Source organism: Streptomyces sp. NPDC004134, from assembly GCF_042874195.1.
In the GTDB taxonomy this organism is placed as follows: domain Bacteria; phylum Actinomycetota; class Actinomycetes; order Streptomycetales; family Streptomycetaceae; genus Streptomyces.
In genome coordinates this window covers 20,136-39,400 of sequence record NZ_JBIAMS010000026.1, presented here as the reverse complement: position 1 = coordinate 39,400, position 19,265 = coordinate 20,136, and the positions used below count along the sequence as shown (strand labels likewise).

At 76.0% G+C, this 19,265-nt stretch carries 13 protein-coding genes and 2 pseudogenes; 6 read left to right on the top strand and 9 right to left on the bottom strand.

From position 1 onward, the window contains the following. Positions 1 to 2 precede the first annotated feature (2 nt). Together ACFYVJ_RS27565 and ACFYVJ_RS27560 are read right to left on the bottom strand one after the other, a co-directional pair. Positions 3 to 890 carry a hypothetical protein gene (locus ACFYVJ_RS27565; RefSeq protein ID WP_388896782.1) on the bottom strand — a complete coding sequence of 296 codons (888 nt, stop codon included), beginning with the start codon at positions 888 to 890 and terminating at the stop codon, positions 3 to 5. A 134-nt stretch (positions 891 to 1,024) separates the two neighbouring features. Next, positions 1,025 to 3,904 carry a hypothetical protein gene (locus ACFYVJ_RS27560; RefSeq protein ID WP_388896780.1) on the bottom strand — a complete coding sequence of 960 codons (2,880 nt, stop codon included), beginning with the start codon at positions 3,902 to 3,904 and terminating at the stop codon, positions 1,025 to 1,027. 132 nt (positions 3,905 to 4,036) lie between these two features. On the opposite strand from ACFYVJ_RS27560, the gene ACFYVJ_RS27555 reads away from it, so the two are divergent. Both ACFYVJ_RS27555 and ACFYVJ_RS27550 read left to right on the top strand, forming a co-directional pair. Further along, positions 4,037 to 6,109 carry a histidine kinase gene (locus ACFYVJ_RS27555; RefSeq protein ID WP_388896778.1) on the top strand — a complete coding sequence of 691 codons (2,073 nt, stop codon included), beginning with the start codon at positions 4,037 to 4,039 and terminating at the stop codon, positions 6,107 to 6,109. Beyond that, entirely contained in the window at positions 6,106 to 6,762 is a 657-nt protein-coding gene (locus tag ACFYVJ_RS27550) for a response regulator (RefSeq protein WP_388896776.1), read from the top strand. Before ACFYVJ_RS27555 ends, ACFYVJ_RS27550 begins: the two co-directional genes overlap by 4 nt. Before the next feature lie 4 nt (positions 6,763 to 6,766). Here ACFYVJ_RS27550 and ACFYVJ_RS27545 read toward each other — a convergent pair whose 3' ends face one another. Next, a complete protein-coding gene (locus ACFYVJ_RS27545; protein WP_388896774.1) occupies positions 6,767 to 7,564 on the bottom strand; it encodes a DJ-1/PfpI family protein in 798 nt (265 codons plus the stop codon). Then, a complete protein-coding gene (locus tag ACFYVJ_RS27540) occupies positions 7,561 to 8,574 on the bottom strand; it encodes a GlxA family transcriptional regulator (protein WP_388896772.1) in 1,014 nt (337 codons plus the stop codon). Before ACFYVJ_RS27540 ends, ACFYVJ_RS27545 begins: the two co-directional genes overlap by 4 nt. A gap of 84 nt (positions 8,575 to 8,658) precedes the next feature. Between ACFYVJ_RS27540 and ACFYVJ_RS27535 the strand changes: the two genes are divergently transcribed. Then, positions 8,659 to 9,117 (top strand): SRPBCC family protein, encoded by a 459-nt coding sequence (locus ACFYVJ_RS27535; RefSeq protein WP_388896770.1) that lies wholly within the window; start codon positions 8,659 to 8,661, stop codon positions 9,115 to 9,117. Positions 9,118 to 9,124: 7 nt separating this feature from the next. On the opposite strand, the gene ACFYVJ_RS27530 is transcribed toward ACFYVJ_RS27535, so the two are convergent. The 3 genes and pseudogenes from ACFYVJ_RS27530 to ACFYVJ_RS27520 form a co-directional block, all read right to left on the bottom strand. Continuing rightward, entirely contained in the window at positions 9,125 to 10,126 is a 1,002-nt protein-coding gene (locus tag ACFYVJ_RS27530) for a tellurite resistance/C4-dicarboxylate transporter family protein (RefSeq protein ID WP_388896768.1), read from the bottom strand. Beyond that, positions 10,123 to 10,347, bottom strand: a pseudogene (locus ACFYVJ_RS27525) (respiratory nitrate reductase subunit gamma); the annotation flags it as partial. The gene ACFYVJ_RS27530 and the pseudogene ACFYVJ_RS27525, both read right to left, overlap by 4 nt. Before the next feature lie 3 nt (positions 10,348 to 10,350). Further along, positions 10,351 to 13,182 (bottom strand): annotated as a pseudogene (locus tag ACFYVJ_RS27520) (nitrate reductase subunit alpha); the annotation flags it as partial. A 407-nt stretch (positions 13,183 to 13,589) separates the two neighbouring features. On the opposite strand from ACFYVJ_RS27520, the gene ACFYVJ_RS27515 reads away from it, so the two are divergent. Genes ACFYVJ_RS27515 through meaB form a run of 3 tightly spaced genes read left to right on the top strand, consistent with a single transcriptional unit; the run spans position 13,590 to position 18,565 of the window. Next, entirely contained in the window at positions 13,590 to 15,401 is a 1,812-nt protein-coding gene (locus ACFYVJ_RS27515; protein WP_388896765.1) for a methylmalonyl-CoA mutase family protein, read from the top strand. Beyond that, complete coding sequence (gene scpA, locus ACFYVJ_RS27510) at positions 15,398 to 17,575, top strand: methylmalonyl-CoA mutase (RefSeq protein ID WP_388896761.1); 2,178 nt, start codon at positions 15,398 to 15,400, stop codon at positions 17,573 to 17,575. The genes ACFYVJ_RS27515 and scpA overlap by 4 nt, the downstream gene beginning before the upstream one ends. Positions 17,576 to 17,587: 12 nt before the next feature. Further along, positions 17,588 to 18,565 carry a methylmalonyl Co-A mutase-associated GTPase MeaB gene (meaB, locus tag ACFYVJ_RS27505; protein ID WP_388896758.1) on the top strand — a complete coding sequence of 326 codons (978 nt, stop codon included), beginning with the start codon at positions 17,588 to 17,590 and terminating at the stop codon, positions 18,563 to 18,565. Between the two features lie 78 nt (positions 18,566 to 18,643). On the opposite strand, the gene ACFYVJ_RS27500 is transcribed toward meaB, so the two are convergent. Continuing rightward, positions 18,644 to 18,844 carry a hypothetical protein gene (locus ACFYVJ_RS27500; RefSeq protein WP_388896755.1) on the bottom strand — a complete coding sequence of 67 codons (201 nt, stop codon included), beginning with the start codon at positions 18,842 to 18,844 and terminating at the stop codon, positions 18,644 to 18,646. 109 nt (positions 18,845 to 18,953) lie between these two features. After that, a complete protein-coding gene (locus ACFYVJ_RS27495) occupies positions 18,954 to 19,202 on the bottom strand; it encodes an acyl carrier protein (protein ID WP_388896752.1) in 249 nt (82 codons plus the stop codon). Between the last annotated feature and the right edge of the window lie 63 nt (positions 19,203 to 19,265).

Below are 19,265 nucleotides of genomic sequence, written 5' to 3'. Positions count from 1 at the left end.
GCTCAGAGCAGGGAGTTCTGCTTCAGCACCGCCACCGCGCCGACCGTACGGTAGCCGCGCCACTCCAGCGCGGCGGCGGGCGAGAACGAGCCGAAGTCGACCAGCCAGCCGCCGTCTTCCTGCTGCCCCGCGGCCAGCCGCAGCAGTTCGGCGGCGACCACCTCGGGGGCGTACAGCGTGCGCGCCGGGCGACCGGGCTCGGGCGCGACGTCGAGCGGCCGGATCGCCTCGCCCTCCGAGCCGCCCGCGACGGGCAGCACCCCGTCGCCGGGGATGAGCGGGCGCAGCCGTTCCAGCAGGGCGGTGGCCTGCGGGCGGGTGTCGGCGGCGGCGTCGAGGAAGCGGATGGCGAAGGACAGCTCGATGGCGTGCGGCTCGTCGCCGATGTTCTCGATGGCGGCAAGGCAGTAGCTCGTGGCCCGCTCCAGCCAGGGGTGGGCGGCGACGGCGGCGTCGTGCGCGGCCAGCCGCAGCGCGGTGCCGGCGGCGAACGCGGTGCTCTGCAGCGCGGAGGCCGCCGGGTCGGCCTGCGTCCAGAACGGCGCGCAGCCGGCCGGGTCGGCCACGGGCAGCGCGAAGGGCAGCCCGCCGTCGGGCAGCGTGACGGACAGCAGCCAGTCGCAGAGCCGCGCCGCGTGCGGGGTGGTGGCCGGGGCGGCGTCGACGAACGCCTCGAAGGCGTGCAGCGCGCCGCCGGGCTGGCTCTCCGGCGCCCGCAGGTCCGGCTCCAGACCCCAGCCGTAGCCGCCGTCGGGGTTGCGGTAGCCGTCGACGGCGGCGAGCACGGCGGCGGGTTCCGTCCCGCCCACCAGCAACTCGAAGCGGCGGCGGTCGAGGAGGCGCGCGTGGGTGGCCATGAAGGAGGCGGCGGCGGCGAGGTCTGCGGTCATACGCCCACGATGGCAGCGGCGCGGGCGGCGGTCTTGAAGGTTTCGGACGTGTCCGCGTGCCGCGACCGGATCGGGGGACGGCCGCCGCGGCACCGGCGCCGTCCCCTCCCCCGCTCCCCCGGCCGGCGCCCCGGTCAGGCGCCCTCGCGGACCGTGAACGTCGTCGTGGCCAGCGCCGCCGCGTGCGCCGCGTTCCGCGCGCGGATACGTACCGTGTGCCGCCCCGGCCGCAGTACCAGCGACGCCGTGAGCCGGCCGGTGGCCGGGTCGAAGCGGTGCGGCACCGGGCGGCCGTCGACCTCGACCTCGGTACCGTCCGCACCGACGCCCGACAGGCGGTCGGTGACCCGGGCGCGCAGCCGGACCCCGGGTCCCGCGGCCGTCGCGCCGTCCTTCGGGGAGAGCCGGTCGACGCGCGGCGCCAGGGGGACCGCACGGCCCGGGCGGCGGCGGGTCGCGTACTGGATGCGGGAGACGGACGGCGGCACCGGCAGCGGGTCCGGGCCGGCCGCGAGGGCGGCCTCGAAGGCCAGCGGGTAGTCGACGCCACGCCGTACCCCGGGGCCCGCCGTGACGGTGAACTCCACGCTCTCGCGGCCCATCGGCCCGACCGTCACCTCCGCCGTGCCCGCGGGCGCGACGGACCAGCCGCCGAAGGCGCGGCCGGTGACCGCGACGGTCCGGATCGCGTCGCCGAAGTTGTAGACGTCGACCGACATGCGGGTGGTGGCGGTCAGCCGGTAGCCCAGCGGCGGCGGGGCGTCCCCGTCCGCCTTGCCCGGCGCGGCGTTGGCGGCGGCGAACCGCTGGCCGAGCACGATGTGTTCGGCTGCCGACAGCGGTGCCCGGCGGTTGCGGACGACCGCCGGACCCGGCGCGGCGGCGGCCTCCGGGGTCTGGCTCACCAGGTAGTACGGGTCGGGCGCCGCCGGGACCCGGACCGTACCGGCGGCGGAGCGGACGTGGGTGCCGCGGTGGGCGCCCATGATGTCGTAGCGCTCGGCCCGTCCGTCCGCACCGGCGGGCACCGGCACGTCGGCGGGCCCCGGGCCCGGTGCGTACACGACGGTGACGGTCCGCGGCCCGTCGCGGAAGACGAAACCGGCTGCCGCGGGCAGCAGTTCGGTGAGCGTGCGGACGTAGTCCGCCGCGCCGAGCAGCGAGGTCAGGGCCGCGTACGCGCTGTACGAGGGCCACGGCTGGAACTCCCGGTCGAGCAGCGCGAAGGAGACGCCGTCGTCGGTGCAGGGCGGGGCGCAGAACCAGAAGTGCCGCGCGGTGCCCTCGGCAAGGCTCTCCACGGTGGACAGCACGAGGTAGCGGGCCTGGACGAGCTGCCGTTCGTGGGTGAGGTCGCGGCCGGGTTCCGCCGGCAGCATCGCGCCGCACTCCGTCATCCACAGCGGCAGCCCTGGCCCGTAGGTGTCGCGCAGCGCCCGCTGTTCCTCGGCCGCGGCGGGGAACTCGGGGTCCTCGCCGGGCACCGGGTAGCCGTGGAAGCTCCAGGCGTCGGCGTAGCGGGCGACGTCGTTCTGCAGCATGAGGTCCTGGAACGGCCCGGCGGTGGCGATGCCGGGGAGGACCACCGGTGGCCGGTGCGGGCGGCCGGCGATGCCGAGGGCGGCGGCTTTGACGTACGCCGCGTGCTGGTCGCCGGTACTGGCGGTGTCGTCGACGTCGGGCTCGTTGGACAGGTGCAGGGCGTCGGCCACCGTGGCGTTGCCGCGGCCGGCGAGGTGGGCGGCGTAGCGGTAGGCGTCGCGCAGGTCGGCGGGCAGCGGGACGGAGGTCCCGGTCATCGCCCAGGCGGGCGGCGGGGAGACGACCTCCAGCACCTGGAGGCCGTGGCGGTGGAAGGCGCGCACCGTACGGCCGTAGAGGCCGCTGTCGTACGGGCCGCGCGGCGCGCGCTGGGCCGCGGGCCAGGAGCTGCCGTCGCGTACCCAGCCGGCGCCCATCTCCCGCATCCCGGCGGCGAAGGCGTCGAGCCGGGCGGGCGGCACGAGCGCGAAGGTCGCGACGTTGACGCCGAAGCGGCTTGCCCGCCCTGCGGCGGGCCGCCGCTCGGGCAGCCGGGCGAAGTGGCCGGTGACGGTGTCGGCGGGGGCGGTGTCCAGGGCCGCCCGGACGCGGTAGTTGCCGGGCGGCAGGTCCGGGGGCAGCGGTGCGGTGGCGCTCGCGGCGCCGGCGGGGACGGTCGCGGTGCCGGAAGTGACGGTGGCTGAGTGGTAGTCGAGGAGCGTGTACGTGACCGTACGTGCCTGGCGTGCCCTGCCACCGAGGCCGAAGTGCAGTTCCGCGGGGCCGTCGCCGCGCCAGAGGCCGAGGCCGGCGGCCGGGTCGCCGAGGTGGACGGTGCACAGGGCGAGGCCGGTGGGCGTGAGGGTGAACTCGTCGAGGAGGAAGCGGTATCCGGTGAAGTCCTCCAGGACGGTGGGCTGGTCGACGGTGAAGGTGATGAGGTTGCGGCCGCGGCGCAGCTCGACGTCACCGAGCGTGAGGCGGGCCAGGTCGCCCCAGGCGGGCGGGGATTCGTACCAGTGCGGCTGGGCGCCGGCGAGCGTCCTGCGCGGGGCGTCGCCCGCGGTGAGGTCGGCGTACGACCCCGGCTCCGCGGCGTGCGGCTGCTCGACCGGGGCGGTGGCGACGGCCGTCAGCCGGTGGACGCCGGCGGCGGGGACGTCGACGGCGTAGGTGGCGAACCAGCCGTGCGCGGGCGGGGGTTCGGCGGTGGCGAGGGCGAGGTAGGCGCCGCCGGCGGCCCTGGGGTCGCGGGCGACGGGGATGTTGGTGCGCAGCGGGCGCTCGCCGGGAACGGTGATCACGTCTGCCTCCGGGGCGGATTCCCGCGCGCGGGCGAGGCCGCCGCCGGCCGCGAGCACCGAGCCGCCCGCGAGGGCGGCGGTCACGGCGAGACCGCCGCGTACGAGGGTGCGGCGGTCGGGCTCGGCCGCGCCGTGGCGGGCCTGGTCGTGGTGCGCCGCGGCTGCGGGCCTCTGGTCGTCGTCCGTCATACGGCCAGCAGAACGCGGCAACGGGGGCGGGCGCGTCGTGCCCGGGTACGCACCGGGGTCGGTCAGCCGGCGGGGGCCGTCTCCGCCTCCGGGGGGAGACGGTGTCCTGGCGGGCGGCTCTACGCTGGCGGGATGGAGCGGACGGGGGGCCGGACGTGGCCGGTTGCCGCGGACGTCGCGGTACCGGCGGTGCTGGCGGGCGGGCAGGCGGTCGTGTTCGCGGTGTGGGCTTCCGGTGGTGCGGAGGCCGGCTGGGCGGCGGTGTGCGGGCTGTCGGCGGTGGTCGCGGCGGCGGGCGCGCTGGTGTGGCGGCGGCGGGCGCCCGCGGTGGTGCTGGCCGCGGTGCTGCTGCTCGACGGCGGCGCGGAGGCGCTGGGCCCGGAGGCGGCGGTGGCGCCGGCGCTGCCGCTGGCGGTGTGGGTGGCCCTGTTCTCGCTGGCCGTGCACGGCGGCGTACGGGGGATGTCGGCCGGTGCGGCGGTGGCGACGGCGGTCGTGGGAGCGCCGGTGGCGGGTGCTTCGTCGGCGTGGGCGCTGCTCGACGAGCTGCTGGCCGGGGCGGCGGCGCATCTGCTGATCGTGCTGTGCGGGCGGCTGCGGTGGCACCGGGTGGCGCGGCGGGCGCGGGTCGCGGTGCGGCTGGCCGGGGTGGCGCGGGAGCGGGACGCCGCCGCCGCCGCGGAACGGGAGCGGCTGACGCGCGAGTTGCACGACGCGGCCGGGCATCATCTGAGTGCGGTCGCGGTGCAGAGTGCCGCCGCGCTGCGGCTGGTCGACAGCCGCCCGGAGCTGGCGGGCGAGGCGCTGGCGGGGGCGGCGGCCACGGGCCGGGTGGCCCTGGCGACGCTGGCGCGGCTGGTGGATGCCGCGGCAGACGAGGCGGACGACGGCCCGCTCGACCGGCGGCTCGCCGCCCTCTGCGGCAGGCTCGCGGACCTGGGTTTCCCGGTGACGCTGGCGGTGACGGGCCGGGCCACGGCGCTGCCGGGGGGGGTCGGGGCGGCCGCGTACGGGGTGGCGCAGGAGTCGCTGACGAACGCGATCCGGCACGCGGCGGGCGCCGCCGTGACCGTACGACTGCATTACGGGGCGGAGGAGTTGGTCCTCACCGTGGCCAACAGGCGCGCGACGGGGGGTGACCGGGCTGCGGCGGTGCGCTCCGGCGGGCGCGGTCTCGCGGGGATGCGGCGGCGGGTCGAGGCGGCGGGCGGTCGCCTGACGGCGGGGCCGGGCGGTCGGGAGGCGGCGCCCGGGGGCGGCGGCCGTGGAGGTCGTACGGCGAACGACGCGCAGCCTGCGAGGCGTTCGGCGAGCAGCCGGCGTCCCATGATCCGCATGACCGGCGACCCGCTTACGAGTGGCGGTGGCGGTGACTGGTGCGTACGTGCCGTCCTTCCTGTCCGCGAACGCGACCGCGACCGGGCCCGCCCGGTCCGCGCGGCGGCGCCGGCCGCGTTCGCCGGCTGTGCCCTCGTGCCGCTCGCCGCGAGCCCCGCGGCCGGGGTCGCGCTGCTGCTGGTGCTGCACGCCGCCCCGCTGCTGTGGCTGCGCCGGGCGCCCGGGCGGGCGCTGGGCGCCATGGTGGCCGTCGCGCTCGGCTGGTCGGCGGCGTCGGCGGCCGGACTGCCGGTCCCCGCGGCCCTGGCGCCCCTGACCGTCGCCGCGGCCGGCGAGCTGATCGCCCTCTATGCCGTCGCCGCCCGGCACCCGCCGCACCGCTCGTGGCCCGCGCCCTTCGCGCTCGGCGCCGCGGCGGGGACCGTGCTCGGGCTGGCCCTCGCCGCTGACCCCGCGGAACCGGCCGGCAGCGGCGCGGTCGTGCTCATGGCGGCGCTGGGCCTCGCCGCCGCGCCGTGGCTGCTGCCCGTGTGGGCGCTCGGCTTGCTGGCCCGGGCCCGCCGCGGCGAGGGCGGCCGGTGGGAGCGGCGGACGCTGGACGCGGTGGCGGCCCGCGTCGGCAAGGCGGTGGCCGCGGAGCGGCGACGCGTCGCGGCCGGGCTGCAGGGTGCCGTGGCCGAGCGCACGGCGCGGCTCGTCCGCGGGGCCGAATCGGGACTCGCGGGCCGCGTCGGGCATGCCGCCGCGCTGGCCGAGGTCACCGCCGAGGCGCGGCGGGCGCTGGCGGCGCTGCGCGAGTTGCTGGACATGATGGACGCCGCCGGCGCGAGCACGCCCGCGGGCCGGGTGGCGGAGGTGCGGGGATGAGCGTGCGGGTGCTGGTGGTGGACGACCAGGCGGTGGTACGGGCCGGCTTCGCGGCGGTCATCGGCGCCGAGCAGGACCTGACGGTCGCCGGCGAGGCCGGCGACGGCGCGGAGGCGCTGCGGCTGGCCCGTACGACCGCGCCCGACGTGGTGCTGATGGACATCCGGATGCCGGGCATGGACGGCCTGGCCGCCACCCGGGAGCTCACCGCGCTCGCCCCGCCGGCGCGGGTGCTGATCCTGACCACGTTCCGGCGGGACGACTACGTCTTCGAGGCGCTGCGCGCGGGCGCGTCCGGCTTCCTGCTCAAGGACTGCTACCCGCAGGACCTTCTGGACGCCATCCGCACCGTCGCGGCCGGCGAAGCGCTGCTGGCGCCCGCGGTCGTGCGCGGGCTGATCGACGCCTTCGTGTCCGGCGCGGTCGTCCCGCGCGCGGCGCGGGACGACCGGCTGGACGCGCTGACGGAACGGGAGGCCGAGGTGCTGCGGCAGGTGGCGAAGGGGCTGAGCAACCCGGAGATCGCCGCCGTCCTCGGCATCGGCAGGTCGACCGTGAAGACCCATGTGACGGCGGTCCTCGCGAAGCTGGGCCTGCGCGACCGTACGCAAGCCGTCATCTACGCGCACGAGACCGGCCTCGCCTCCCGCTAGGTCTCTACGTCTGCGAGTCCGCGAGCAGGCGCAGCGCCAGCTCCTTCAGCTCCGGGCTCGCCTCGGCCGCGTTGCCCGAGTCGTACGGGGGCTGCGGGTCGTACTCGACGGCGAGCTGGACCGCGCGCGCCGTCAGCTCGTCGGTGAGCAGGGCAGCCAGGTAGACCGACATGTCGATGCCCGCGGAGACGCCCGCGGCGGTGATCACCTTGCCGTCGCGGACGTAGCGTTCGGGCACGTAGGTGACGCCGAAGGTCGCCTCCAGGTACTCCTTCGACGCCCAGTAGGTGGTGGCGCGGGTGCCGAGCAGGCCGGCGGCGCCGAGGACGAGGGAGCCGGTGCACACCGAGGTGGTGAAGCGGGTGCGGCGGTGGGCCCGGCGCAGGAAGTCCAGGATGGCCGGGTTCTCCATGGCGGCGATGGTGCCGCAGTTGCCGGCGCCCGGTACGAGGACCACGTCCAGCTCGCCGGTCTCGGCGAACGACCGGTCGGCGACGACCGCGGTGTGGCCCGTGTCGGTGCGGACGGGGCCGCGGCGCTCGGCGATCATCGTGACGTCCGCGCCGGGCAGCCGGGACAGCACCTCGACCGGGCCCGTCGGGTCGAGCAGGCTGAAGCCGTCGTAGAGCATGACCCCGATCCGCGGGCCGCTCCGTCCGGCGGTGGTCCCCTTCGTGCCGGCGGCGTGGGCCGTTCCGGCCGGGAGTCCGGCCGCCAGGCCCGCCGCCGCGAGCGCCATCGCGCCGCCGAGGGCGGCCCTGCGCGTGGTCTTCCTGTCGGTCTCCGTGTGGCTGTTCGTCATGCTCGGGGAGTCTGCCGGTCGGGCAGGGAGCGGGCCCGCGGCATGTCCGGCATCCTGCGAATCGTGTCCCCCGTGGCCCCGTAGTGCTCAAGGAACGCCTGCCGCAGCGTCTCGGCGGAACGGAACCCGCAGCGACGCGCGATGGCGGCGAGCGTCAGCCCGCTGGAGCGGACGAGGTGGGCGGCGCCCTCGGTACGGGCGGCGCGCACCGCGCGCGCCGGGGTGGTGCCGAGGTGCCGGGCGAACAGCCGGGTGAGGTGGCGGGTGCTGACGCCCGCGCGGGCGGCGAGCGCGCCCGGTCCGAGGTCGTCGGCGAGGTGTGCCGAGACGTACCCGAGGAGGTCGCGGACGAGGCGGTCGCCGCCGGGCGGGGCGGCGAGGAACATGCTGATCTGCGCCTGGTCGGCGGGGCGGTGCAGGTACGTCACCAGCTCGCGGGCGACGGCGCGCGCGAGGGTGGGGCCGTGGTCGTCCTCGACGAGCGCGAGCGTCAGGTCCAGCGCGCTGGTCACCCCGGCGGAGGTGTAGACGTGCCCGTCACGTACGTAGAGCGGGGCCGGGTCGACGGCGACGGCCGGGTGGCGGGCGGCGAGTTCGGCGCCGTAGCGCCAGTGGGTGGTCACCCGGCGCTGGTCCACGAGCCCCGCGGCGGCCAGCACGAACACCCCGGTGCACACCGCCGCGACCCGGCGGGCGCCGGTGGCGAGCCTGCGTACCTGCCGGACCAGTTCCCCGTCCACGGCGGCCCGCTCGTGCCCGATGCCGCCGACGACCATGAGGGTGTCGGGCCGCGCCGGCACGTCGGCGAGGCGCTGCCCGCCGCCGAGGCCGATGCCGGCGGAGCTGAGCACGCCGCGTCCGGTGGCGGTGGCGAGCCCGATGCCGTACGGGGGCGCCGCGCCGAACCGGTTCGCGGCGTCCAGGGCGCCGCTTGGGCAGGCGATGTCGAGTATCTGCGCGTCGTCGTACGCGACGAGCACCACCCGGCGTACCGCGTCCGCCACCCGCACCCCGCCTCTCCGGCCCGCGGCGGCCCGTGCCGCTCCGGCCTCCGGCCTCCGGCAGGTTATCCGGCGGCGGCCTAGCCTTGGGGCATGGCCCTGTTCGAGGTGGAGCGTACGGTGCGGGCGCCCGCGGTGGCGGTCTGGGAGCGGCTGACGGACTGGCCGGCCCACGGCGGGCGGGTGCCGCTGACCCGCGTCGTCGGGGTGTCCGCACCCGCGGAGGGCGTCGGGGCGCGGTTCACGGCACGCACCGGCGTTGGCCGGGTGGGCTTCGACGATCCGATGGAGGTCGTCGAGTGGTCCCCGCCGGGTGCCGGGCGGGCGGTGGGGCGGTGCCGGCTCGTCAAGCGGGGGCGGGTGGTGCTCGGTTGGGCCGAGATCGAGGTGTACGGGCCCCGGGCGGGCACCGGCGACGCGGGGGCGGCACGGGTGGTGTGGCGGGAGGAACTGGGCGTGCGGGGTCTGCCGCGGGCGCTGGATCCGGTGGTGGCGTGGACCGCGCGCCGGGTCTTCGGCCGCGTCCTCGACGGCCTGCTCCGCGCGCCCTGACCCGGGCCTAGGGGCGTACCGCCAGCCGTGCGGGAGCCGTGGCGCGGTGGTGCAGCAGCAGCGCGGTGACCCCCGTCCAGGCGGCCAGGGCGCAGGCGGTGGCGGCGCGGGTGAGGGGGTGCGGGAGGGGATCGAGCGCGCTGGTGGCGGTGGCGTACATGCCGGCCGGGAAGACGATGCACCACAGCGCCGGCTCGTAGCGCAGCGGCTGCCGGCGGTGGAGGTGGCGCCAGGCGCCCGCGGCGAGGAGTACGGGGATCAGCGCGGTTGCCCAGAGCCACAGCGCGGGGAGCAGGACGTGGCCGGGGTCGTGGCGCAACAGGCCGACGCGGTACTGGAGTCGGGCACCGGCGAGCAGCGAGATGGCGACGGCGCCCATGGTGATCCAGTACGCCGGGCCGAGGCCAGCCGCGCCCGGCGGGTGGTGGCGCAGGCGGTGCGCGACGGCGGCCAGCGTGAGCCCGTACAGGACGAGCCCGGTGAGCCAGAGCGCGCACGCGAGCCCGGCCGCGGCCGGGCCGCGGAGGGTGGCGGTGACGGTCAGCGTCAGCGACTGGAGTCCCACGGTCGCCAGGAACCAGGTGCCGTCGGTACGCGCGAGCGCGGCGCGGCCTCGGCGGCGGAGCATGCGCAGCACGCCGGCGGCGGCGAGCGCCCAGCCCGGCGCGGCGACCGCCAGCAGGGCGAGGGCCACGGGCCGGGCACCCTCGTCGGCGAGGCGGGTGGCGAGGACGCCGGCCGCCGCGGTGAGGGTGAAGGCGCCGAACGCGCGGGCGGGGTGGGCGAGATCGGCGGCGAGGCGGTCGCGGTGGTGGACGGCCCGCAGCACCGTCCCCGCGAGCAGGGGTACGAACGCGGCCGCGGCCACCGCCAGCAGGAGCACGGCGGGGCGGTGGGCGCCGGCCGCGTCCAGGGCGCGGGAGACGATGCCGGTGGCCATGACCGGGGCGAAGCAGCCCGGCGCCAGCCCCGCGGTGCGCGCGCGGATCCGGGCCGCCGCCCCGGTCAACGCCGCAGCGCGCGGGCTCGGGCGCGGGCGCGCGGGGCGGGGAGGGGCCGCGGCTCCGGCGGCTGGACCGTGCCGCCGCGCGGGGCGCGCGAACGGTAGACGACATACGGGCGGTTGAGGTAGCCCAGCGGCGCGGTGAAGGCGTGCACGAGGCGGCTGAACGGCCAGAGCGCGAAGAGCGCCATGCCGAACAGGGTGTGCAACTGGAAGACCAGTGGCGCGTCGGTGCCGGACAGGGCGAGGATGCCCTCGCAGAACTTGACGTCGGTGTCGAGCAGTGGCCGCCCGCGGGCCGCCCCGGTGGCGGCGGTGCCGCAGCGCTCGGCGAGCCACGCGGCCTCCGGGCCCGCGTGCACGGTGACGCCCTTGACCTGCATGCCGTCCTGCTCCGGCAGCGGCCCGAGGGCGGCGAGCCGGTCGGCGAGCGCGGTGTAGTCGCGGTGGACGAGGGTGTACGCGGGGGTGGTGGGCCCGTCGGCGGGGACCTCGCCCGGGGTGTCGTGCTGGAGCGGGGTGGCCACCAGGTCGTACGCGGCCTCCAGCCGCCCGTGCGCGAGCCTGCTCACCTCGGCGGCGAGACCGTGGAAGATCTCGAAGTCGGTGCGTGCCTGCCAGGGCGGGCTGATGGCGGGCGAGAAGGCGTGCACGTAGGGGTGCATGTCCGTGCTGGACAGGTCGTGCTTCTCGTACCAGGTGGCGGCGGGCAGCACGAGGTCGGCGAAGAGGGTGGTGGAGGTCATGCGGAAGTCGAGGGCGAGGAGCAGGTCGAGCTTGCCGCGGGGCGACTCGGCGCGCCAGGTGACGTCGCGCGGGCGGTGCTCGGGCGGGGTCTCGGCGGCGGTGGCGCTGTCGTCGGCGCCCAGGAGGTGGCGCAGGAAGAACTCGTTGCCCTTGGCGGAGGAGCCGATGAGGTTGGCGCGCCAGACGGTCAGCACCCGCGGCCAGTTGGCGGGGTCGTCGGGATCGTCGACGGCGAACGAGAGCCTGCCGGCGCGCAGTTCCTCCGCCACCCAGGCGGCGGGTTCCGCGCCGGCGTCGTGCACGCGGCGGCCGAGGTCGAGGGGGTTGGCGGAGAAGGCGGGTGCGGCGGGCATCCAGCCGCGGCGGGCGGACTCGGCGACGAGGTCGGCGGTGTGCCGGCCGGCGAACGTGCCGCGGGCGGTGGGCGAGGACAGCGCGTCGGCGGGGGCGCGGTCGTAGCGCCACTGGCCGGTGTGCAGGTACCAGTACGGGGTGCCGGCCATCTGCCGCGACGGGCGGACCCAGTCGGCGGCGGTGGCGAGCTGCTGCCAGCCGCCGTACGGGCGGACCTTCTCCTGGCCGACGTAGTGCGCCCAGCCGCCGCCGTTGACGCCCTGGCAGCCCGTGAGCAGGAGCAGGGACAGGAAGGCGCGGTAGATCGTGTCGGAGTGGAACCAGTGGTTGGTGCCCGCGCCCATCACGATCATGCAGCGGCCGCGGGTCTGCTCGGCGGTACGGGCCCACTCGCGGGCGGCGCGGACGGCGGCCCGGGCGGGCACGGAGGTGATCGCCTCCTGCCAGGCGGGGGTGCAGGGCACGCCGGCGTCGTCGTACGAGGCGGGCCACCGGCCGCCGAGGCCGGGGCGCCGGACGCCGTAGCGCGCGAGCAGCAGGTCGAAGACGGTCGTCACCCGGCGCCCGCCGACCTCCCGGACGGGGACGGCGCGGCGCACGGTGGCGCCCGGCTCGTCGAACCGGCCGAGGACGACGGCGGCGGTGCGGCCGCCCTGCCCGGCGTAGAGCGTGAGCTGCGGGTCCGTCTCGCCGAGGTCGAGGTGCCAGCGCCCCTCCCCCGGCTTGGACCAGCGGTCGCCGAGCGTGCCGGGCGGCGCGACGACGCGGCCGGTGGCGGCGTCGAGGAGGACGGGGCGGTGGCGGGCGGCGGGGTCCCCGGCGGCGATCCCGGCGTCGGCGGCGGTGACGAACCGGCCCGGGGTGTACGTGCCGTCGCCGGTCTCCTCCAGCTCGACGAGGAACGGCAGGTCGGTGAACTGCTTGACGTAGCCGGTGAAGTAGGGCACCTGACTGTCGACGAAGCACTCCTTGAGGATCACGTGCCCCATCGCCATGGCCAGCGCGCCGTCCGTGCCGGGGTGCGGGTGCAGCCACTCGTCGGCGAACTTGGTGGCGTCGGCGTAGTCGGGCGAGACGACGACGACCTTCTGGCCGCGGTAGCGGGCCTCGGCCATCCAGTGGGCGTCGGGGGTGCGGGTGACCGGGACGTTGGAGCCCCAGAGCATCAGGTAGGCGGCGTCCCACCAGTCGCCGGACTCGGGCACGTCGGTCTGGTCGCCGAAGACCTGCGGGGAGGCGATGGGCAGGTCGGCGTACCAGTCGTAGAAGGACAGCATGGGGGCGCCGATGAGCGCGTGGAAGCGGGCGCCGACGGCGTGCGAGGCCATCGACATGGCGGGGATCGGGGAGAAGCCGGCGATCCGGTCGGGGCCGTACGCCCGCAGGGTGTGCACGTGCGCGGCGGCGGCGATCTCCAGCGCCTCCTCCCAGCCGATGCGCACCAGGCCGCCCTTGCCGCGGGCGCTCTGGTAGTGGCGCCGCCGCTCGGGGTCGCCGGTGATCTCGGCCCAGGCGGTGACCGGGTCGCCGAGGCGGCGTTTGGCGTCGCGGTACATCTGGACGAGAACTCCGCGCGCGTACGGATAACGCACGCGCGTGGGCGAGTACGTGTACCACGAGAATGACGCGCCGCGGGGGCAGCCGCGCGGCTCGTAATCCGGCCGGTCGGGTCCCGTGGACGGATAGTCGGTCGCCTGGGTCTCCCAGGTGATAAGCCCGTCTTTGACGTACACCTGCCATGAACAAGAGCCCGTGCAGTTGACGCCGTGAGTCGAGCGGACGACTTTGTCGTGTGCCCAACGGTCGCGGTACGGCGCGTCGTTGACGTCCTGGTCGGCGCGGAAGACGGCGCGGCCGTCCGGCGTCTCGGCCGATCTGCGCAGTAACTGCCCAGCTCGCAGCAGGCGTTCCGCAGCGGCGTCGGCCGCGCGCTCCGCCCTGGCTCTCGTCCGGCTCCGCACCACGTGGCACCCCTTCCGGGCGACGGGTACGCCGGAAACGCGGAGGCGGCCGGCGCACCACAACTCCGATCGGTCGCAGCGTGCCTCTTTTCCGGGTCCGGCGGGAACCGCATTCCGACCACTTGGTTGCATCGGGAAACTATCTTTACCGGGCATTGGGGGAACGGTGCAATTTCAACCCTGGCCGGGAAAACATTTCACCGGCGAAATAACGCATACTTTCGGCCAGATATCCGTTCGCCGCTTTCCGCGGTACCGGCGGCACGTACGGCCCGGGCGGCGGCGCGCGCGTCCGCCGCCGCGGGCCCGGCCTACGGCGGGGCGGCCCGGCAGGGCCCTGACGAGAAGAAAGTCACAGCCAAGGCTCGCATCGTCTATCCCTTAGCCGACCTGGCTAGCATCCGACCATGACTGTCCTGCCCGATGACGGGCTCTCCCTGGCGGCCGAGTTCGCCGACGCCTCGCACGAGCAGTGGCAGCACCTGGTGGCCGGCGTGCTGCGCAAGTCCGGCAGGGAGGTCCCCGCCGCCGAGGCGGAGTCCCTGCTGTCCACCGCGCTGGAGGACGGGCTGCGCACCCCGCCGCTCTACACCGCGCGCGACCGCGCCCCCGACCCGGGCCTGCCCGGCTTCGCGCCCTTCGTACGCGGCGGCCGGCCCGAGGGGAACGCGGCGGGCGGCTGGGACGTACGCCAGCGGCACGCCGTGGCGGACGCGGCGGCCGTGCTCGGCGACCTGGAGAACGGCGCCACCTCCCTGTGGCTCGCCGTCGGCGACGCCGGCATCCCCGTGGCGGCGCTTGCGGAGGTCCTCAAGGACGTCTACCTCGACCTCGCGCCCGTGGTCCTGGACGCCGGCGCCGGGACCGAGCAGGCCGCGCGGGAACTGCTGCGGCTGTACGAGGAGCGCGGCGTGGCCGCCGGAGCCGCCCGGGGCGGGCTGGGCGCCGACCCGCTCGGCCACGAGGCCCGTACCGGACGACCGGCGGACCCCGGGGTCATGGCCGGACTCGCCCGGCAGTGCGCCGACCGCCACCCGGGCCTGCGGGCGGTCACCGTGGACGCCCTGCCGTACCACGAGGCCGGCGGCTCCGCGGCCGAGGAACTGGGCTGCTCCCTGGCCACCGCGGTCGCCTATCTGCGGGAGCTGACCGCGGCCGGGCTGAGCACCGCGCAGGCGTGCGCCCAACTGGAGTTCCGCTACGCGGCCACCGCCGACCAGTTCCTGACGGTCGCCAAGCTGCGGGCGGCGCGCCGGCTGTTCGCCCGGGTCGCGGAGGTCTGCGGGGCGCCCGCGGCGGGCGCGCAGCTCCAGCACGCGGTGACCTCGCCGGTGATGGCGACGCGCCGCGACCCGTGGGTGAACATGCTGCGCACCACGGTCGCCACCCTGGCCGCCGGGGTCGGCGGCGCGGACGCGGTGACGGTGCTCCCCTTCGACCACGCGATCGGCCTGCCGGACGCCTTCTCCCGGCGCATCGCCCGCAACACCTCGGCCGTCCTGGTCGAGGAGTCCCACCTGGCCCGGGTCATCGACCCGGCGGGCGGCTCCTGGTACGTGGAGGGGCTGACCGACGAACTCGCCCACGCCGGCTGGGCGTTCTTCCAGGAGATCGAGCGGGCCGGCGGCCACGCCGCCGCCCTGCGCTCCGGAATGGTCGGCGAGCGGCTGGCGCGGACCTGGGCGGAGCGCGGGAAGAGGCTCGCCACCCGCCGCGAGCCGGTGACCGGGGTCAGCGAGTTCCCCGATCTGGCGGAGAAGCCCGTCGTCCGCGAGCCCGCGCCCGCGCCGGCGGCCGGCGGCCTGCCCCGGGTGCGCAGGGACGAGGCGTTCGAGGCGCTGCGGGCGCGCTCGGACGCGCATCTGGCCGCGACCGGCGCCCGGCCGCGCGTCTTCCTCGCCGCCCTGGGCCCGGCCGCCGCGCACACCCCGCGGCTGACCTTCGCCGCGAACCTGTTCCAGGCCGGCGGCATCGAGCCCGTCACCGGCGGCACCTTCGCGGAGAGCGGGGCGCGCGAGGCGTGCCTGTGCTCCGGCGACCCGGTGTACGCGGAACAGGGCGCCGCCGCCGCGGCGGAGCTGCGGGCCGCGGGGGCGCGGCACGTGTACCTCGCCGGGCGCCCGGGCGCGTACGACGGCGCCGACACCTACGTCCACGCCGGCTGCGACGCCGTGGCCGTGCTCACCGACGCACTCGACCGCATGGGAGTGGCCCGATGACCGTCCCCGACTTCTCGGACATCGAGCTGGGCACCCCGGCCCCCGCGGCGGGGGCCGACGAGTGGCGTGCCGCGGTCAAGCGCGGCGGCGACGGCGGCGACCTGGGCTGGGAGACACCCGAGGGCATCGCCGTGCGGCCGCTGTACACCGGGCAGGACCTGGCGGACCTGGACTTCCTGGACACCTACCCCGGCGTCGCGCCGTATCTGCGCGGCCCGTATCCGACGATGTACGTCAACCAGCCCTGGACGATCAGGCAGTACGCGGGCTTCTCCACCGCCGAGGAGTCCAACGCCTTCTACCGCCGCAACCTCGCGGCCGGCCAGAAAGGGCTCTCCGTCGCCTTCGACCTGCCGACGCACCGCGGCTACGACAGCGACCACCCGCGGGTGACGGGCGACGTCGGCATGGCGGGCGTGGCGATCGACTCGATCCTCGACATGCGTCAGCTCTTCGACGGCATCCCGCTGGACCGGATGACGGTGTCGATGACGATGAACGGCGCGGTGCTGCCGGTGCTGGCGCTCTACATCGTGGCGGCCGAGGAGCAGGGGGTGCCGCCGGAGAAGCTGGCGGGGACCATCCAGAACGACATCCTCAAGGAGTTCATGGTCCGCAACACCTACATCTACCCGCCGAAGCCGTCGATGCGGATCATCTCCGACATCTTCGCCTTCACCTCGCGGAACATGCCGCGCTACAACTCGATCTCGATCTCCGGCTACCACATCCAGGAGGCCGGCGCGACGGCCGACCTGGAGCTGGCGTACACCCTCGCCGACGGCGTGGAGTACATCCGGGCGGGCCGGGAAGCGGGACTGGACGTCGACGCGTTCGCGCCGCGGCTGTCGTTCTTCTGGGCGATCGGCATGAACTTCTTCATGGAGATCGCGAAGCTGCGCGCGGCACGCCTCCTGTGGGCGAAGCTCGTCAGGCGCTTCGATCCGCAGAATCCCAAGTCGCTGTCCCTGCGCACCCACTCGCAGACCTCCGGCTGGTCGCTGACGGCGCAGGACGTCTACAACAACGTGACGCGCACCTGCGTCGAGGCGATGGCGGCCACCCAGGGCCACACGCAGTCGCTGCACACCAACGCCCTGGACGAGGCGCTGGCGCTGCCGACGGACTTCTCCGCCCGGATCGCCCGCAACACGCAGTTGCTGCTCCAGCAGGAGTCCGGCACGACCCGCGTGATCGACCCGTGGGGCGGCAGCGCGTACGTGGAGCGGCTGACCTACGACCTGGCGCGGCGGGCCTGGCAGCACATCGAGGAGGTCGAGCAGGCCGGCGGGATGGCGCAGGCGATCGACGCGGGCATCCCGAAGCTGCGGGTGGAGGAGGCGGCGGCGCGCACCCAGGCCCGTATCGACTCGGGGCGGCAGCCGGTGATCGGCGTGAACAAGTACCGGGTGGCGTCCGACGAGCAGATCGAGGTGCTGAAGGTCGACAACTCCTCGGTGCGGGCGCAGCAGATCGCGAAGCTGGAGCGGCTGCGCGCGGAGCGCGACGAGGCCGCGTGCCGGGCCGCGCTGGACGACCTGGCGCGGGCGGCCGGCGGCGAGGGCAACCTGCTGGAGCTGGCGGTACGGGCCGCGCGCGCCCGGGCGACGGTGGGCGAGATCTCCTACGCCCTGGAGCAGAGCTACGGGCGGCACGCCGGGCAGATCCGTACGATCTCCGGTGTGTACCGGAACGAGGCGGGCGAGTCGCCGTCGGTGGAGCGGACCAGGGCGCGGGTGGGCGCGTTCGCGGAGGCCGAGGGGCGGCGGCCGCGCATCCTGGTCGCCAAGATGGGCCAGGACGGGCACGACCGCGGGCAGAAGGTGATCGCCACGGCCTTCGCCGACCTCGGCTTCGACGTGGACGTCGGCCCGCTCTTCCAGACCCCGGCGGAGGTGGCGCGGCAGGCCGTGGAGGCGGACGTGCACATCGTGGGGGTGTCGTCGCTGGCGGCCGGGCACCTGACACTCGTACCGGCGCTGCGCGAGGCACTGGCGGAGGAGGGGCGCGAGGACATCATGGTCGTCGTCGGCGGGGTGATCCCGCCGCAGGACGTGGCGACGCTGCTGGAGATGGGCGCGACGGCGGTGTTCCCGCCGGGCACGGTGATCCCGGACGCGGCGTACGACCTGGTGACGCAGTTGGCCGCCGGGCTCGGGCACGGCGCCGCGTGAGCGGGTGAAGCGGTGGCCATCGATCTCGACACGTACGTCAAGGGCGTCCTCGACGGCAAGCGGGCGCTCGTCGCCCGCGCGATCACCCTGGTGGAGTCCACCCGGCCGCAGCACCGGGCGCTGGCCCAGGAGTTGCTGACCGAGCTGCTGCCGCACAGCGGGAAGGCCCGGCGCATCGGGGTCAGCGGGGTGCCGGGGGTGGGCAAGTCGACGTTCGTCGACGCCTTCGGCAGCATGCTGACGGGGCTGGGCCACCGGGTGGCGGTGCTGGCCGTCGACCCGTCGTCCAGCCGCACCGGCGGCTCGATCCTGGGCGACAAGACCCGTATGGAACGGCTGGCCGTGGATCCGGCCGCGTTCGTGCGCCCCTCCCCCACCGCGGGCACGCTCGGCGGGGTCGCGAAGGCGACGCGCGAGTCGATCGTGGTGATGGAGGCCGCCGGCTACGACGTGGTGCTGGTGGAGACCGTCGGCGTCGGCCAGTCCGAGACGTCGGTCGCGAACATGGTCGACTCCTTCCTGCTGCTGACGCTGGCCAGGACCGGGGACCAGTTGCAGGGCATCAAGAAGGGCGTGCTGGAGCTGGCGGACGTCATCGCCGTCAACAAGGCGGACGGGCCGCACGAGCGCGACGCCCGGGCGGCGGCGCGGGAAATGGCGGGCGCGCTGCGGCTGATGCACGGCAGGGGCGCGTTCTGGACGCCGCCGGTGCTGCACTGCAGCGCGCGCGAGGCGACGGGGCTCGACACGGTCTGGGACCGGCTGGAGCGCCACCGCGAACTGCTGGAGAGCACCGGGCGGCTGGCCGCCCTGCGGCGCGATCAGCAGGTGGACTGGACGTGGACGATGGTGCGCGACGAACTGCTGGGCCGGCTGCGCGCCGACCCGGCGGTCGGCGCGCTGGCGCCGGAGCTGGAACGGCAGGTCAGGGACGGCGAGTTGACGGCGACGCGGGCGGCGGAGCGGATCCTGGACGCGTTCGGCGGCTGAGCGGCGCGCGGTGGCGGCGCTACGGTGCGGTCGGCGGCCCGGCGCCGTGGCGGCGCTACGGTGCGGCCCGGCGCGGTGTCAGGTCACCGGCTGCCCGGTGCGCGAGCCGATCGGCGGTTGGACAGCCATGCCGGCGTCGAGGTCGGCGGCGACGGCGGGCAGCGCGACGGTGGTCATGAGGCTGTCCATGCCGACCAGCGACGAGGCCGGCACGCAGGCCGACAGCACGGTCCCCGCCCGCCGTTGGGCGGTCCGCCGGGGCGCGGATCCGGAGGCCATGGCGGCCCTACTCCCGCCGGCCGGGGCCGGCGGGCAACGGGACGGCAGTCCCCGCGGACCCGCCGCGGCGCGCCCGCGCGGTGCGCCTCGAAAGCCTCCCCGGGGCGGATCAGACCGCCACGCCCTTCGATTTCAGTAACTCGACCGTACCGGTGACGTTTCCGGCCTCCTGGACTTCCTCGTGCGAGATTTCCGTGCCGAACCTCCGGCTCAGTTCCACGGCTACTTCCACGAGTACCAGCGAGTCGAACTCCATGATTTCGAACGGCGTTTCTGCCGTGCTTCCCTCGGGTGCCCCGAATTCGGTGGTGAGCAGCTCCAGAAGTTCTGTCGCTGATTGCCGCGTCGACGACGTCACAGGTTTCTCCGTTTCCGTGCATTCTTGCTTCCCTGCATTTTCCACATATGCCGTGGGCCACGG

Coding starts and splice junctions, on each gene's coding strand:
- ACFYVJ_RS27565 (WP_388896782.1), bottom strand. CDS start 890: ATGACCGCAGACCTCGCCGCCGCCGCCTCCTTCATGGCCACCCACGCG.
- ACFYVJ_RS27560 (WP_388896780.1), bottom strand. CDS start 3,904: ATGACGGACGACGACCAGAGGCCCGCAGCCGCGGCGCACCACGACCAG.
- ACFYVJ_RS27555 (WP_388896778.1), top strand. CDS start 4,037: ATGGAGCGGACGGGGGGCCGGACGTGGCCGGTTGCCGCGGACGTCGCG.
- ACFYVJ_RS27550 (WP_388896776.1), top strand. CDS start 6,106: ATGAGCGTGCGGGTGCTGGTGGTGGACGACCAGGCGGTGGTACGGGCC.
- ACFYVJ_RS27545 (WP_388896774.1), bottom strand. CDS start 7,564: ATGACGAACAGCCACACGGAGACCGACAGGAAGACCACGCGCAGGGCC.
- ACFYVJ_RS27535 (WP_388896770.1), top strand. CDS start 8,659: ATGGCCCTGTTCGAGGTGGAGCGTACGGTGCGGGCGCCCGCGGTGGCG.
- ACFYVJ_RS27515 (WP_388896765.1), top strand. CDS start 13,590: ATGACTGTCCTGCCCGATGACGGGCTCTCCCTGGCGGCCGAGTTCGCC.
- scpA (WP_388896761.1), top strand. CDS start 15,398: ATGACCGTCCCCGACTTCTCGGACATCGAGCTGGGCACCCCGGCCCCC.
- ACFYVJ_RS27500 (WP_388896755.1), bottom strand. CDS start 18,844: ATGGCCTCCGGATCCGCGCCCCGGCGGACCGCCCAACGGCGGGCGGGG.